12 protein-coding genes and 1 riboswitch are annotated in these 14,225 nt (G+C 43.8%); of the genes, 1 reads left to right on the forward strand and 11 read right to left on the reverse strand.

Going from position 1 to position 14,225, the window contains the following annotated elements:
- Positions 1-27: 27 nt before the first annotated feature.
- The 8 genes from guaB to EC846_RS13085 form a co-directional block, all read right to left on the reverse strand.
- Positions 28-1,494: an IMP dehydrogenase gene (guaB, locus tag EC846_RS13045; RefSeq protein ID WP_005260148.1), complete on the reverse strand. Its 1,467-nt coding sequence runs from the start codon at positions 1,492-1,494 to the stop codon at positions 28-30.
- A 141-nt stretch (positions 1,495-1,635) separates the two neighbouring features.
- Positions 1,636-2,001, reverse strand: a complete 366-nt coding sequence (locus tag EC846_RS13050; RefSeq protein WP_047430045.1) for a YkgJ family cysteine cluster protein — start codon at positions 1,999-2,001, stop codon at positions 1,636-1,638.
- A 127-nt stretch (positions 2,002-2,128) separates the two neighbouring features.
- Positions 2,129-2,935, reverse strand: coding sequence for an MBL fold metallo-hydrolase (locus EC846_RS13055; RefSeq protein WP_047430042.1), 807 nt, complete (start codon positions 2,933-2,935; stop codon positions 2,129-2,131).
- A 162-nt stretch (positions 2,936-3,097) separates the two neighbouring features.
- Entirely contained in the window at positions 3,098-3,673 is a 576-nt protein-coding gene (locus EC846_RS13060; protein WP_047430040.1) for a TMEM165/GDT1 family protein, read from the reverse strand.
- Positions 3,674-3,757: 84 nt separating this feature from the next.
- Positions 3,758-3,898: riboswitch (yybP-ykoY riboswitch) on the reverse strand.
- Between the two features lie 34 nt (positions 3,899-3,932).
- On the reverse strand, positions 3,933-4,220 hold the full coding sequence (locus EC846_RS13070; protein ID WP_047430038.1) for a hypothetical protein: 288 nt from the start codon (positions 4,218-4,220) through the stop codon (positions 3,933-3,935).
- A gap of 138 nt (positions 4,221-4,358) precedes the next feature.
- Positions 4,359-6,323, reverse strand: a complete 1,965-nt coding sequence (locus EC846_RS13075; protein ID WP_123775412.1) for a 2-oxo acid dehydrogenase subunit E2 — start codon at positions 6,321-6,323, stop codon at positions 4,359-4,361.
- 2 nt (positions 6,324-6,325) lie between these two features.
- Complete coding sequence (aceE, locus tag EC846_RS13080) at positions 6,326-9,043, reverse strand: pyruvate dehydrogenase (acetyl-transferring), homodimeric type (RefSeq protein ID WP_123775413.1); 2,718 nt, start codon at positions 9,041-9,043, stop codon at positions 6,326-6,328.
- Positions 9,044-9,247: 204 nt separating this feature from the next.
- Positions 9,248-9,949: a M23 family metallopeptidase gene (locus tag EC846_RS13085; protein WP_004776247.1), complete on the reverse strand. Its 702-nt coding sequence runs from the start codon at positions 9,947-9,949 to the stop codon at positions 9,248-9,250.
- A gap of 105 nt (positions 9,950-10,054) precedes the next feature.
- On the opposite strand from EC846_RS13085, the gene EC846_RS13090 reads away from it, so the two are divergent.
- Entirely contained in the window at positions 10,055-10,495 is a 441-nt protein-coding gene (locus EC846_RS13090) for a DciA family protein (protein WP_004776248.1), read from the forward strand.
- Positions 10,496-10,593: 98 nt separating this feature from the next.
- On the opposite strand, the gene lpxC is transcribed toward EC846_RS13090, so the two are convergent.
- The 3 genes from lpxC to ftsA all read right to left on the reverse strand — a co-directional run bounded on the left by lpxC (position 10,594) and on the right by ftsA (position 14,216).
- Positions 10,594-11,496: a UDP-3-O-acyl-N-acetylglucosamine deacetylase gene (lpxC, locus tag EC846_RS13095; protein WP_004776249.1), complete on the reverse strand. Its 903-nt coding sequence runs from the start codon at positions 11,494-11,496 to the stop codon at positions 10,594-10,596.
- A gap of 111 nt (positions 11,497-11,607) precedes the next feature.
- Positions 11,608-12,789, reverse strand: a complete 1,182-nt coding sequence (gene ftsZ / locus EC846_RS13100) for a cell division protein FtsZ (protein WP_004776250.1) — start codon at positions 12,787-12,789, stop codon at positions 11,608-11,610.
- 164 nt (positions 12,790-12,953) lie between these two features.
- Positions 12,954-14,216 carry a cell division protein FtsA gene (ftsA, locus tag EC846_RS13105; protein WP_004776251.1) on the reverse strand — a complete coding sequence of 421 codons (1,263 nt, stop codon included), beginning with the start codon at positions 14,214-14,216 and terminating at the stop codon, positions 12,954-12,956.
- Positions 14,217-14,225 lie beyond the last annotated feature (9 nt).

Here is a 14,225-nt window from a genome sequence, read left to right on the forward strand (position 1 = left end):
TTTTTCGATCGGCAAAATTACCAAAAATCAACCAACTCGATAGTTTGGCGCTTCCTTGGTAATGGTCACATCATGCACATGCGATTCAGACATACCTGCTGAAGTAATTTTCACAAATTTTGCATTTTGACGCAGATCTTCAATCACAGATGAACCCGTATAACCCATTGATGAACGTAAACCGCCCATCATTTGATGTACGATGTTACCCATTGGACCTTTATATGGAACTCGGCCTTCGATCCCTTCTGGTACTAATTTCTCAGCACCCGCTTTAGAGTCTTGGAAATAACGGTCAGCAGAACCAGTTACCCCTGCCATCGCGCCTAATGAACCCATACCACGGTATGCTTTGTAGTAACGGCCTTGGAAGAATTCAACTTCGCCAGGTGCTTCCTCGGTTCCAGCCAAGAGTGAACCGACCATAATCGTGCTCGCACCTGCGCCAATTGCTTTCGCCATATCACCCGAGAAACGGATACCACCATCTGCAATCAAAGGAATCTGATCTTTCAGTGCATTGGCAACGCTATCAATGGCAGAAATCTGTGGCATGCCAATACCAGCAACAATACGTGTCGTACAGATCGAACCAGGACCGATACCCACTTTAACTGCATCTGCACCTGCATCAAGCAACGCCAATGCTGCATCACCTGTTGCAATGTTTCCGCCAATCACTTGAACTTGCGGGTAGTTTGCTTTTACCCAACGTACACGTTCAATTACACCTGCTGAGTGACCATGTGCAGTATCAACCACAATTGCATCGACACCCGCATCAACCAATGCTTCTACACGGCTTGGTGTTTCAGCACCTGTACCGACAGCAGCACCAACACGTAAACGGCCAAGATCATCTTTACAGCTGTTTGGATAGCTTTCAGCTTTACGGAAGTCAGTGACCGTAATTAAGCCTTTCAGCTCATGGTTTTCACCAATCACTAACACTTTTTCAATACGATGCTTTTGTAGCAAAGCTTGAATATTTTCTTTTGATTCGCCTTCACGAACAGTCACCAAGCGGTCTTGACCGGTCATGATGTTGCTTACAGGCTGTTCAAGATTGGTTTCAAAGCGTGTATCACGACCTGTGACAATACCCACTACTTTGCCATCTTTTACAACAGGCACACCGCTAATATTATTCGCTTGAGTGATCGCGATAAGTTCACGAACTGTTGTCTCAGGTGTCACGGTGATTGGATCTTTCACCATACCTGCTTCAAATTTTTTCACACGACGGACTTCAGCGGCTTGTGCTGCAATATCCATGTTTTTGTGCAAAATACCCATACCACCGTTTTGCGCCATTGCAATCGCCATACGTGATTCAGTCACTGTATCCATTGCAGCAGAAACGAGAGGGATATTAAGTTGAATTCCGCGAGTTAAACGTGTCTTTAAGGAGACATCTTTTGGGAGAACAGTTGAGTAGGCAGGAAGTAATAAGACATCATCGAAGGTTAACGCTTCTTGAACGATGGTCAGCATAACAATCTCACTGGTAATTTCCGTGAGCTATTATAAACAAATTTCGATGTGATTTTCATTTTCTATGATGAAAATAATTTCAATCATTGCTTAAAAAGCTATCTGATGGATGCTTATTGCTTCCGAACCCAATAAATCCTGCTAGCAAACCTGATCGAAATTGTCATTATTTTCAGAGGACTGCTGCTCAATCGTCACGAGTGGAATCAGATTATGGGCCAGCCGTGCTTTGTTACAATGTGAGTCGGCAATCTGTACTTCCTTGCAACTCGAACTCCGAAATGGATAGATGGAACAGCTTACTTGCTGCCCCACTTCGCCTTGCAAGGCCACACATCTGACTTGTGCCTGATTGGTTCCCTTCATACAGGAATAGACTGCTGTAAGTGGTTCAACCATGTGCTCGGGGATTTGTTCCGCCTCGGCCCAATAGAAAGAAACACGGTAATTTGCACAGCACGCACCGCAACTGACACACGCATCTGGTGTCGCAATTTGAGACAACATTTTCTTAAGATTCTCGTTATCAAATTCAATCCTTTATCCGATGATATCCTAAGAAAATTTATTGGTGGCGACAAGAGTGCTGAATCAGCAATTTATGTATTTTTCAGTCATTCTCCTGACTTAGAATTTAGCTCATTTCAGTCGGCAAACTAAAAACATATTCATTCATCAGATCTACGCCACATTCCAGCGTTTCGATCCAGTCTAGAAATTGATTGATCATCTCTTTACCAATAAAAGCTGTCCCATGCTGTGGCACAATCATCTCCAGATCCATCTGCCGAACCATATTGACCCACAAACGAATCACTTTATTGGAACACATATAGCGCTGATGAAAGCCTTTCATTTTTTTGATATGCGCATCAAAGTCAGCAATTGGTAAGCTAGCATCGTCAACAATCGAAGCACCCATATCCCCTGAAAATAAAATTTTTGCAGTAGGATCATAGAACTGAAAGTTGCCAACTGAATGCAGGAAATGTGCAGGCACGGCAACAATGGCAGATTCGCCCAAAGGAATGATTTGTCCCGTATCCGATAACTCAATCAGGCGTTCTTCCCAATTGCCTTTCATACGATCACTCATAAAGGCAGAGTTCAGATGCGGTAAAAAACGTGCCCACAGTTTAGAGGCCACGACTTTGGCATCGGTATACACCAACCAACGGGGCATCGAAGTAATAATGTCGGGATCTTGGTGTGAGGCCATCACATAGTCCAGATTTTTCAGTTTGGTATAGCGATTCAGCTCCATGGTTAATGGCACATAGGTCAAGTCACCACCTGGATCTAAAACTGCGGCCCGATCATGGTCAATAATTAAAAACTGATTGGCCTGAATGCCTTCCCCTTTGACCAGACTGGTAAAACTGATGCATTTATGTGTGCCATTATCAAATAATATTTGTGATGTTGTTCGTTCGAAACTCATAGCGACCCCAGAAAAATTCTTTAAATATGAAATATTTTTAATTCCATAATAAAATAATGGGATTTGATTCGGGTTTCAATCTGATATTGGATTTTTATCATGATTTATAAAACAAGACCCATCACATCTGGATGGGTCTTTAAACAATAAATGCAGGGAAAATTAAAAGAAATAATGCTGAACCAAAGTTGAAATACCCACCACCAAGAAGATTGCGGCACCAATTTTATGAATCAGGGAAATCGGTAATTTATCTGCCAGCTTATCGCCAATAAAGACCGCAGGTGCATTGGCAATCATCATACCAAACGTTGTTCCACACATGACCCAGAACACACTGTCAAAACGTGCCGCCAGCGCCACTGTTGCAATTTGAGTTTTATCACCAATTTCAGCCAAAAAGAATAAGATGAAGGTTGCACCAAAGACGCCGAATTTCTGCCATTTATTAATGCTTTCACTTTCATCGCCCAACTCATCCGGGATCAGCATCCAGATTGCCATACCGATAAAGCCGAGTGCGAGAATCCATAACAGGATTTCAGGGCTCAGGACGGTCGTAATCCATTGACCTAAGACAGCCGAAATACCGTGGTTAATGGTGGTAGCAAGCAAGATCGCAATTAAAATCGGAACGGGTTTACGGAAACGCGCAGCAAGTAATAATGCAAGCAATTGCGTTTTATCGCCCATTTCAGCAAGGGCAACAATTGATGTGGAGATGAGGAATTCATACATAGTTGAATGCTCTGGCTAGCAAAATATACCGATGACCTACCCCTCCTGCTAGCCAAAATCAAATAGATTGATGCAGAGTGGTAAATCAAAGGTCTTGCCAACAAAAGCACAGCTGAAAAGCTGTTCTTGGTTCTTTGCTATGATGACCATGTTCTGTTGAACAATTATGTTGATCATCACCTCTTTACTTTGCGTAAAGAGCGGCTACTCCCCAATGAAGTAACGCCATTCTATCAAACAATAAAATGCTTTTGAATCGTTAAGCCCAAAATTTTTGGTAACCCCAGACCAAGATACGGACAAGCCCCAGAAAAAATGCCAGATAGGCACTGAGACCAAGAAAACCAAAACTGCCCCAGCCACTTGCACCACCAACATGCTGTGCCTGATATTCCATTGCCATCACCACGGTCGCGACCAGCACTTCCAGCCCCATGACGGCGTACATGACCCAGTCCCAAGGGAAATGCAAGAAACTCACCCATAAGCCCATCAATACAAAAACAACCAGCAATAATGGCAACATTACCCGATAAATCATCAACATCCTTGCTCCTGATCTCAAAGAAATTTCTTATAGATAGAACCGTATTCTAGAGAAAAGTATTTACAAATAAAGCCACAATTTTGTCACTCTAAAAACAGAAAACCCCGCTGATGCGAGGTTTTCTAGGTTCAAAAACGATTAGAGCAATAAGCTACGAATGTCTTTGAGTAACTTGGTCAGCTTATTGGTAAAGCGTGCTGCATCCGCACCATTAATGACACGATGGTCATAAGACAATGACAACGGCAACATTAAGCGCGGATCAAAGTCTTTACCGTTCCATACAGGTTGCATGGTTGCAGGTGAAATACCTAAAATCGCAACTTGTGGCCAGTTCACCAACGGCGTAAATGCGGTTCCACCAATACTACCTAAGCTGGTAATCGTGAAGTTGGCACCTTGCAAATCTTTCGGTGACAATTTGCGGTCACGCGCTTTCTGGCTCAGTTCAGCCAGTTCTGTCGCGATTTGCTTAATTGACTTCTGGTCAGGATTACGCAGCACTGGAACAGTTAAACCATCTGGGGTCGCTACAGCAATACCCATATGAATTTCGTTACGTAACAATACTGACTTCTGATCATCAGCCAAATGGCCTGCGAAATAAGGTTCTTCTTTCAGCAAGTGCGCAACTGCTTTTGCAATAAAGGCCAAAATGGTTAAGCTCAGACCCTGCTTTTTAAAGCCGTCTTTAAGCTCTCCACGCCACGCTTCAAGCTCTGTGATATCAGCCAAATCGAACTGGGTGACTTGAGGAATAAAGTTATTCAATGACAACTGCGGTACAGATACTTGCTGTAAACGCGTCATTGCTTTCACTTCACCGCCACCAAATGCACCAAAGTCTGGCAACTTCGGTAAGCCCGAAGCCACTGGTGCTGCTTGAGCAGAAGGTGCTGGCTGCGCTGTCGTGAGACGTGCTTTTACATAAGCAAAAACATCGTCCTTCATTACGCGACCATGTTCACCTGAAGCCTTCACCTGACCGAGAATAACGCCTAATTCACGTGCCAGTTTACGCACGGCAGGGCCTGCATAAACCTTCGCATTTTCTGCTTCTTGCTCTTTGGTCAGCTTCTCAGCTTGCGCTGGCGCACTTGGAGCTGCTGTCTCTGCTGCCTGTGGTTTTGCTGGTGCTGCTTGAGCAGAAGGTGTAGCGGCTGGTTGAGCTTTTGGTGCTGCTGGAGCAGCAGCCTGACCACTCACCTCAATCGTTGCCAAAGCCACGCCTTGACGAACCTCTTGATTAGCAGAGACATGGATTGCTTTCACAATCCCTGCTACTGAGCTTGGCACTTCAACAGACGCCTTATCTGACTCTACCACACATAGGCTTTGTTGAGCTTCAACGCGATCACCGACATTGACCAAAATTTCTGAAACAAGTGCTTTTTCTACACCTAGATCTGGTACTTCAATTTCAACATTACCTGTTGAGGTATTACTTGCAGCTGGTGCTTCAGTCGTTGCGACTGGCGCTTCTGTTTGAGCAGGGGCTGCTTGCGGTTCAGATGACGTTGCAGCGCTCGTAGTCTTGACCTGAATCAATACCACGCCTTCTTTGATGCTATCGCCTTCTTTAATCTGGATCGCTTCCACAATCCCCGCAACCGAGCTTGGTACTTCTACAGTCGCCTTGTCCGATTCAACCACCACAATACTTTGTTCAGGTTCAATTTGATCACCGACTTTGACCAGTACTTCTGCAACCAACGCTTTTTCTACACCAATATCTGGAACTTTCACATCCACAACCTGGCTTGCTGTCGCTGTTGGAGCGGCAGCTGGTTGTGCTTTTGTTTCAGCTTCGACAGGTTTCGCTTCTGCTTTTGGTGCTTCCGCTTTCGGTACTTCGTTCGCAGGGGCTTCAGCAGCAGACTCAGACTCTAGTTCGATCAATGCGACGCCTTCAGTAACTTCATCACCCTGTTTAACCAGAATACTTTTCACGATACCTGCCGCAGTGCTTGGTACTTCTACCGTTGCCTTATCTGACTCTAAAACCAGAAGGCTATCGTCAACTGCAACATGGTCGCCTACTTTGACCAAGATTTCTGCAACGAGCGCTTTATCTACGCCAATATCAGGTGCTTGGATTTGCATGATTATTTCCCCTCACCTGTTTGTGTTTCATGGTATTCAGCAACGGCCTGAACTTCTGGATGTGCTTGTGGCGCCCATGCAACTGGACGGTCCGTATCTAACTCAAAGTTAGAAATCGCATCTTTGACTAAACGTGCGTCTACTTCGCCTTCGTCAGCGAGTTTTTTCAAAGTCGCAACAACGATATGTGCAGCATCAACACCAAAGAAACTACGTAAGTTTGCACGTGTATCTGAACGACCGTAACCATCTGTACCTAATGCAACAAATGGACGACCATCTGGAAGATATGCACGGATTTGTTCGCTATACGCACGCATATGATCTGTTGCTGAAACAACGATACCTTCTGTACCACGTAACTGTTTAGATACCCAAGACTCTTTCACTTCTTCAGTCAGCGGATGTAAGCGGTTGTACTCTTCACATGCCATACCGTCACGTGACAACTCATTGAAGCTTGTTACGCTCCAAACGTTTGAATGGATCTGATATTCGTCACGTAAGATTTTCGCAGCTTTAATCACTTCACGCAGAATAACGCCTGAACCCAATAATTGAACCGTTGCTTTTTCATCTTTTTCGAACAAGTACATACCACGTTTAATGCCTTCCTCAGCGCCTTCTGGCATTGCAGGATGCTCGTAGTTTTCGTTCATTACGGTTAAGTAATAGAACACTCGCTCTTGGTTCACATACATACGTTGTAAACCGTCATGTACGATCACAGCCAATTCATAACCAAAACATGGATCATAAGATACGCAGTTTGGAATCGTGTTCGCCAAGATATGTGAATGACCATCTTGGTGCTGTAAACCTTCACCGTTCAATGTGGTACGGCCAGCTGTTGCACCCAACAAGAAACCTTGTGCCTGTGCATCGCCCGCAGCCCATGCAATATCGCCAATACGTTGGAAACCGAACATTGAGTAGTACATGTACATCGGAATCATTGGCAAGTTATTGGTTGAATAACTGGTTGCCAACGCAGCCCAAGCGCTCATCGCACCCGCTTCGTTAATCCCTTCTTGCAACATGTGACCGTCACTTGCTTCACGGTAATGCATTAACTGTTCTTGGTCTTCTGGGGTATATTTTTGACCGTGAGCAGCATAAATACCCAGCTGACGGAACATCCCCTCCAGACCAAATGTACGTGCTTCATCTGGAACGATTGGAACTACGCGGTCTTTAATTGCTTTTTCTTTCAGTAAAGCAGCAATTAAACGCACCATCAGCATCGTCGTCGATTGCTCTTTACCACCAGAACCATTTAATACAGCATCAAATACAGATAATTCAGGAATCGCTAAAGTTTCACTCTCTTTACGACGTGCAGGTAGGTAACCACCTAATGCCTCACGACGCGCCTTCATGTACTTCATTTCTGGAGAATTTTCACTTGGGCGGTAGAATGGAAGTTCTTCTAACTTATCGTCTGTAAATGGCAAGTTGAAACGGTCACGTACATATTTCAAAGAGTCGATCTGCATTTTTTTGATTTGGTGAGTTTTGTTCACCGCTTCAATTTCTTCAGATAAACCATAACCTTTAACCGTTTTCGCAAGAATAACGGTTGGTTGACCTTTGGCTTTCATTGCTTCTGCATAGGCAGCAAAAACTTTGTACGGGTCATGACCACCACGGTTAAGATTGTCGATATCTTCATCGCTTAAATCTTTTACAAGTTCCGCAGCTTCTGGGTACTTGCCAAAGAATTTCTCACGTGTATATGCACCGCCTTTCACTTGATAGCGTTGATACTCACCATCAACAGTTTCATCCATAACCGCTTTTAAAGCGCCTGAGCTGTCTTTTGCAAGAAGTGGATCCCAATGACGGCCCCATACCACTTTAATGACACGCCAGCCCGCACCACGGAATAAAGATTCTAATTCTTGAATAATTTTACCGTTACCACGTACAGGACCATCTAGGCGCTGCAAGTTACAGTTCACGACCCAAATCAGGTTATCAAGCTTTTCACGACCAGCAAGTGAAATTGCACCCGTACTTTCTGGCTCATCCATCTCACCATCGCCCAGATAAGCCCAGACTTTACGATCTTCTTCTTTGATCAAGCCACGATTCATCAAATATTTTTGAATGTGCGCCTGATAAATCGACATGATTGGACCCAAGCCCATCGATACAGTAGGGAATTGCCAATAGTCTGGCATTAAATAAGGATGTGGATAGCTTGGTAAACCGTTACCGCCAACTTCACGACGGAAATTACTTAACTGTTCTTCGTTTAAACGACCTTCAAGGAAAGAGCGTGCATAAATACCAGGCGCACAGTGACCTTGGTAATAAATCATGTCGCCGCCAAAGTTATCGCTGTTTGCGCGGAAGAAATGGTTAAAACCAACGTCATACAATGTTGCAGATGATGCGAAACTTGCAAGGTGACCACCGAGGTCATCGCCCGTTTTATTCGCACGTAATACCATTGCCAAAGCATTCCAGCGAATCAATGCGCGGATACGGCGTTCCATATCCTGATCGCCAGGCATCGCTGGTTGCTCTTCAACTGAAATGGTGTTGAGGTAAGGTGTATTTAAGCGCTGGATTGGCACATGTTTCGCAATTGCCCGTTGATAGAGTTTTTCTAGTAAGAAAGCAGCTCGTTCCGTGCCCATGTGTTGTAATACAGAATCAAATGCTTCTTGCCATTCTTGGGTTTCTTGCGCGTCAGAGTCGCCATAAAACGCCATACAATTCACCTTTTCCCTTAAGTTATTTGTCGACCCTATTTTTATCATGTTTTGCTTTATAAGGGGTATGGCCTTTGCTGAATGGAAAACGCCTTATTATTTTCTGACAAAATAGTCATTGACCGAATTGAAACAAAACACATAAAAAATCGCCAATAAAGGCGATTTTTCTGAATATTTATATACAACTGTTAACAAATTACATTAAGGCAACATTGCGAGGTAAGTTGATGGGTTTTTACGTTGACCATCTTTCACAACTTCAAAATGCAAATGTGGGCCAGTACAACGACCTGTACAACCAACATTGGCAATATGCTCGCCTGCGCTTACACGATCACCAGCACTCACGATTAAGCGTGATGCATGTGCATAGCGAGTGATGTAACCATTACCATGATCAATTTCAACATATTGACCATAACCTGTACCCCAACCTGATTTAGTCACGACGCCAGGGCCAGTAGAATAAATCGGTGTACCTGATGGTGCAGCAAGATCAAGACCAGAGTGATGGCGTGTTGAACCGAGCAGAGTACGGTTGCCCCAAGAAGAACTCACACGTCCTTCTTGCAAAGGATGACTTACCAACCAAGAATAACCCGTGTTGGCAGAAAATGAAGGCGCATTATCCTGAGATGAAATCGCTGAACGACCGTATTTTTTCTCGATCGTCGCATTATTCAATTCAATGGTTTTTTCACGTAATTTAACCGATACATTCGAAACGGCTGGCAAATCCATATCAGCAGAATGAGTATAAGAACCTTGAGCCAAGGTTTTTGATAATTGCTCTAAACGGTCATCACCTGTTGACTGACCAATGTTCTGGTAGTCTGCAAAAGCAACCGAAGCAGCTGAAGCAGCCAATGAAAATGCGAGTAAAATACGACGCGTATGATGCATAAAAAACCTCTTGAAACCGTCCTTCAAACGTTCCTTTATCATCTCTTCCTTGATAACAGCTGAACCAAACGCTTAAGATGGACACATTACCTCCGAGGAAGTTCTATGTCTGAGCCTAACAACGTTTTCCAACAGAAAGGACAACACATAAAAACTGGAAACTTAACGTTTCTGACAACGCAAGTTACGCAATGGAAACAACTTACGAAAATTATTCAACCGTTATTGCCCCAACCAGAGCAATGGCAAGTTGTTTGTTATCAACATGGTGTTTTGATCATAACTGGTGAAAATCAGGCCATGATTAGTCAACTCAGCTATTTACAAAGCAACTATGTTGCGCAGTTAGCTCAGCTCGAAGGACTCAAGGAATTACGAAAAATCCAAGTTCGCTTAAGAAACAAAAAGGCTGTCTCTCGTGAACCCTCTCCCCCAACAAAAGCACTTACATCAGAGACCCAAGAGCAATTGCGTAGCGCCGCTGAATATGTGAGCGACCCTAAGCTTAGCCAAGCTCTACTACGTTTGGCAAGCAATAAAAAGTAAACTTCATACATTAAGTATCGAAATACATAATTATATTTTGTGACAAAATTCTCATTTTCATTTGTTATAATATAACATAGCCAATAAAAGACAAGGACTTATGTCACACTAACATAAGGAATCGGACAATCATTCTCGTTATTAAATGTTACAATTTCATAGCTGCTTGGATCATTTTGAACATTGCGTAATAACTGATTATTCAAAGCATGACCCGACTTATAGCCATCAAACTTGGCAATAATCTGATGTCCAAGTAAATATAAATCACCCACTGCATCTAAAATCTTGTGACGGACAAACTCATCGGCGAAGCGTAGTCCTTCCTCATTGACCACACCCGTATCATCTACACCAATGGCATTATCCAGACTCGCACCCAAGGCCAGATTATTGGCTTTGAGATAATCCAGATCTTTCATAAAGCCAAACGTTCGCGCTTCACTTACCTCATACACAAAGATTTCTGTCGAAAAATCAATGGTTGCTGACTGGTATTCTTTGGCAAAGGCGGGATGATCAAAATCGATGGTGAAGTTGAGCTGAAAACCTGAATGTGGCGTGAAAATCGCTTTTTTATCATCAATTAAAGCTTCAACTGGCTTTAAAATGCGGATGAACTTCTTTGGCGCATCCTGCTCTGCCAGCTCACCTTGCATGAGAAGATAGATAAATGGCCCTGCACTACCATCCATAATCGGAACTTCTGAAGCAGAGACTTCGACAATCAGGTTGTCGATTCCCAATCCGGCAATCGCACTCATGACATGTTCAATGGTACCCACTTTAATGTCGTCACGTACCAGATTTGAACACATAAATGCTTCTTGGATCAGCAAGGCATTAGCTGGGATATCCACAGGGGGATTTAAGTCGATACGGCGAAAGACAATACCTCCATCAATATGGTGTGGAACAAAATTGATCAGCACCTTTTGACCACTGTGCAAACCAATCCCGCTCGCTTTCACCACACGCTTGAGAGTACGTTGTTTCAACATGCCATACCAACTTCATTTGCAAAAACCGATATAACTTAGCATATTTTGCCATTTTAAAAAAATAAAAAAGGAGGCAATTAATTGCCTCCTTTCTCTAAATAACTGATTTTATTATTTACGTTGCTGATTTTTCAGATAGTCTTGAATGCTCATTGGCGAAGAACGTGGCGTAGAACTTGCCGTCGCACTCGCTGGAGCGTCTACATTTGCACGTTTACTAATCGCTGGAACGTCATCTTCATCAACAGGTTGTTGTGCCACTTGAGAAGCGCTGACATGCGAAGCTGCAGTACGTCTTTTCTGATCAACTTCACTTGCATTACGCGTTAAACCAGTCGCTATAACCGTAACACGAAGTTCATCACGCGCATCTGGATCGAATACCGTACCGTAGAAGATTTCACCTTCATCGAGGTCGACAATCTGGTTCACGACATCTGTAATGATCTCGGTTTCACGTAAGGTAATATCATCACCACCAGTGATGTTAATCAACACACCTTTCGCGTTGATAATATTCACATTATCAAGCAATGGGCTACGGATCGCCTGTTCAGCTGCCTGACGGGCACGATCTTCACCACGGCCTAAACCAGCACCCATCATTGCATAACCACGTGTACTCATCGCTGTTTTCAAGTCAGCGAAGTCGAGGTTAATGTGACCACGATTGACCACAAGGTCAAAAATACTGCGAACTGCGTTCAACAATACATCATCTGCCTTTTTATAGGCATCTTTCATTGAGATATCGCCATATACGCTGAGTAATCGCTGGTTCGGAATAATAATCAATGAATCAACATGTGCTTCTAGGGCATCAATACCTTTTTCAGCAGACTTTTGACGGCGACGACCTTCAAAGTTGAATGGGGTTGTCACCACACCAACTGTCAGGATACCCATTTCTTTTGCAACTTCAGCAACAACTGGCGCAGCACCTGTACCCGTACCACCACCCATACCAGCGGTTACGAAGACCATATCAGTCCCTTCAAGGTGCTGACGGATCACATCACGGCTTTCTTCGGCTGCGATTTGACCCACTTCTGGATTCGCACCAGCGCCTAAACCACGCGTACTTTGTTCACCCAATTGAATTTTGAATGGCGCGTTCATGCTGTCCAGTGCTTGTTTATCTGTATTTGCACAAACGAACTTTACACCTTGAATATCTGACTGTGCCATGTGTTGAACGGCATTACCGCCACCACCACCCACACCAAATACTGTGAAACGGGCTTGACCGTTGCCATTGTCTAGTTCATCTTCTATAAATTCAAATGAGGCCATGACCTTTAGATTTCCTAATATTAATGGCAGTTACTTCAGCCCGTTACTGCCCTGATTTTTAAACAACTGATGTTTAGGATGCTGTTCAATAATCACCAGATTGTCAAGTACAGTGGGTGATTTAGAACAACTTCCTAACAAATTTTCCCAAAAATAACTACAACTTAAAAGATGGCCTTTAATTTGCTATTTAATGCATTCCAACCATTGGCAACCCGATCAACAAAACTACGATCGCTGGCCTCTTCTGGTTCTTCAACTGTATCTTGCAAATCACTTTGGCTAAACATCAACAGACCTGCCGCAGTAGCGTACATTGAACGACGCAATGCTGGTAAGTGTTGATCATCCGCATACACTTGCAATGGAGGATTGCCCAGATGCGCAGATACGCCTAACGTACGACGCGCCAAATTCACCATACCTTCAATTTGACACGCATCGCCAGTCAGTACCACACCATGATATAAACCATGAATCGCGCCACTATGCTCCAGTTCTTCACGAATTAAGCTAAAGATTTCTTCATAACGCGCAATGATGATTTCTGCAAGCTCAATACGACTGATGGTTTGTGTGCCATCAATGCCTTGCACCTGAATCATATGATCTGGTTTTACTACACTAAGATCGACGCAGCCATGTAAAATCTTGATGCGTTCAGCTTCTTCAGTCGTGGTTTGTAAAACAGCGGCAATATCACGGGTCACATTCTCACCACCACGTGGCAAGGTACGTGCTAAAGCCAATCGACCATCCAGATACACTGCAATATTGGTAATACCTGCACCGATATCAACCAGACATACACCATATTCTTTTTCGTCTTTTAGCAAACTTGCTTCAGCCGTTGCCAAGCAAGACACCACCATTTTCTCTACCCCGATATTCGCCCCTTTCATGGCACGATCAAGGTTTTGCATGGTGCTGATCGGCATCATCATCAACTGATAATGACCTGTCATGCTATGTGCAGACATATTCACAGGATTTTGCACCCACTCAGCCGAATCACCCAGCTCAAAGCCCAATGGAACAGCGCTGGCAAGATAATAATCAGGTGATAAATGGCTGGCTTTGGCCAACTCTAATGCGCGCACCACTTCATTTGTCGTAATAATATGATCGTGGTTGGCTACAGGGGTACGACCTGATGCATAAAAACTTTGTAATTCAGTACTTGGAATAGACACCCATGCGCTATGAATACGGCACTCTGCCATATCCTCTGCTTCGGATACTGCATTTTTAATCGCAGCAATGACCTTGTCCAAGCTGACAATCTTGCCTTTAACCATGCCTCGGTTGCGAGCAGTTGCCATGCCAATGACCTGTATCTTATCCGGTGCATGGACCTTACCAATCAAAACTGAGACTTTATGAGTCCCAATATCAATCGCAACAACTGAGGGAACAGCTTCACTCATTACTTCAAT

It is taken from the genome of Acinetobacter sp. BIGb0102, from assembly GCF_003815055.1.
Taxonomy (GTDB): domain Bacteria; phylum Pseudomonadota; class Gammaproteobacteria; order Pseudomonadales; family Moraxellaceae; genus Acinetobacter; species Acinetobacter vivianii.

What these genes read in the sequence shown, in the direction of transcription:
- guaB (WP_005260148.1), bottom strand. Translation starts at nt 1,494, where the DNA reads ATGCTGACCATCGTTCAAGAAGCGTTAACCTTCGATGATGTCTTATTA.
- EC846_RS13050 (WP_047430045.1), bottom strand. Translation starts at nt 2,001, where the DNA reads ATGTTGTCTCAAATTGCGACACCAGATGCGTGTGTCAGTTGCGGTGCG.
- EC846_RS13055 (WP_047430042.1), bottom strand. Translation starts at nt 2,935, where the DNA reads ATGAGTTTCGAACGAACAACATCACAAATATTATTTGATAATGGCACA.
- EC846_RS13060 (WP_047430040.1), bottom strand. Translation starts at nt 3,673, where the DNA reads ATGTATGAATTCCTCATCTCCACATCAATTGTTGCCCTTGCTGAAATG.
- EC846_RS13070 (WP_047430038.1), bottom strand. Translation starts at nt 4,220, where the DNA reads ATGTTGATGATTTATCGGGTAATGTTGCCATTATTGCTGGTTGTTTTT.
- EC846_RS13075 (WP_123775412.1), bottom strand. Translation starts at nt 6,323, where the DNA reads ATGCAAATCCAAGCACCTGATATTGGCGTAGATAAAGCGCTCGTTGCA.
- aceE (WP_123775413.1), bottom strand. Translation starts at nt 9,043, where the DNA reads ATGGCGTTTTATGGCGACTCTGACGCGCAAGAAACCCAAGAATGGCAA.
- EC846_RS13085 (WP_004776247.1), bottom strand. Translation starts at nt 9,949, where the DNA reads ATGCATCATACGCGTCGTATTTTACTCGCATTTTCATTGGCTGCTTCA.
- EC846_RS13090 (WP_004776248.1), top strand. Translation starts at nt 10,055, where the DNA reads ATGTCTGAGCCTAACAACGTTTTCCAACAGAAAGGACAACACATAAAA.
- lpxC (WP_004776249.1), bottom strand. Translation starts at nt 11,496, where the DNA reads ATGTTGAAACAACGTACTCTCAAGCGTGTGGTGAAAGCGAGCGGGATT.
- ftsZ (WP_004776250.1), bottom strand. Translation starts at nt 12,789, where the DNA reads ATGGCCTCATTTGAATTTATAGAAGATGAACTAGACAATGGCAACGGT.
- ftsA (WP_004776251.1), bottom strand. Translation starts at nt 14,216, where the DNA reads ATGAGTGAAGCTGTTCCCTCAGTTGTTGCGATTGATATTGGGACTCAT.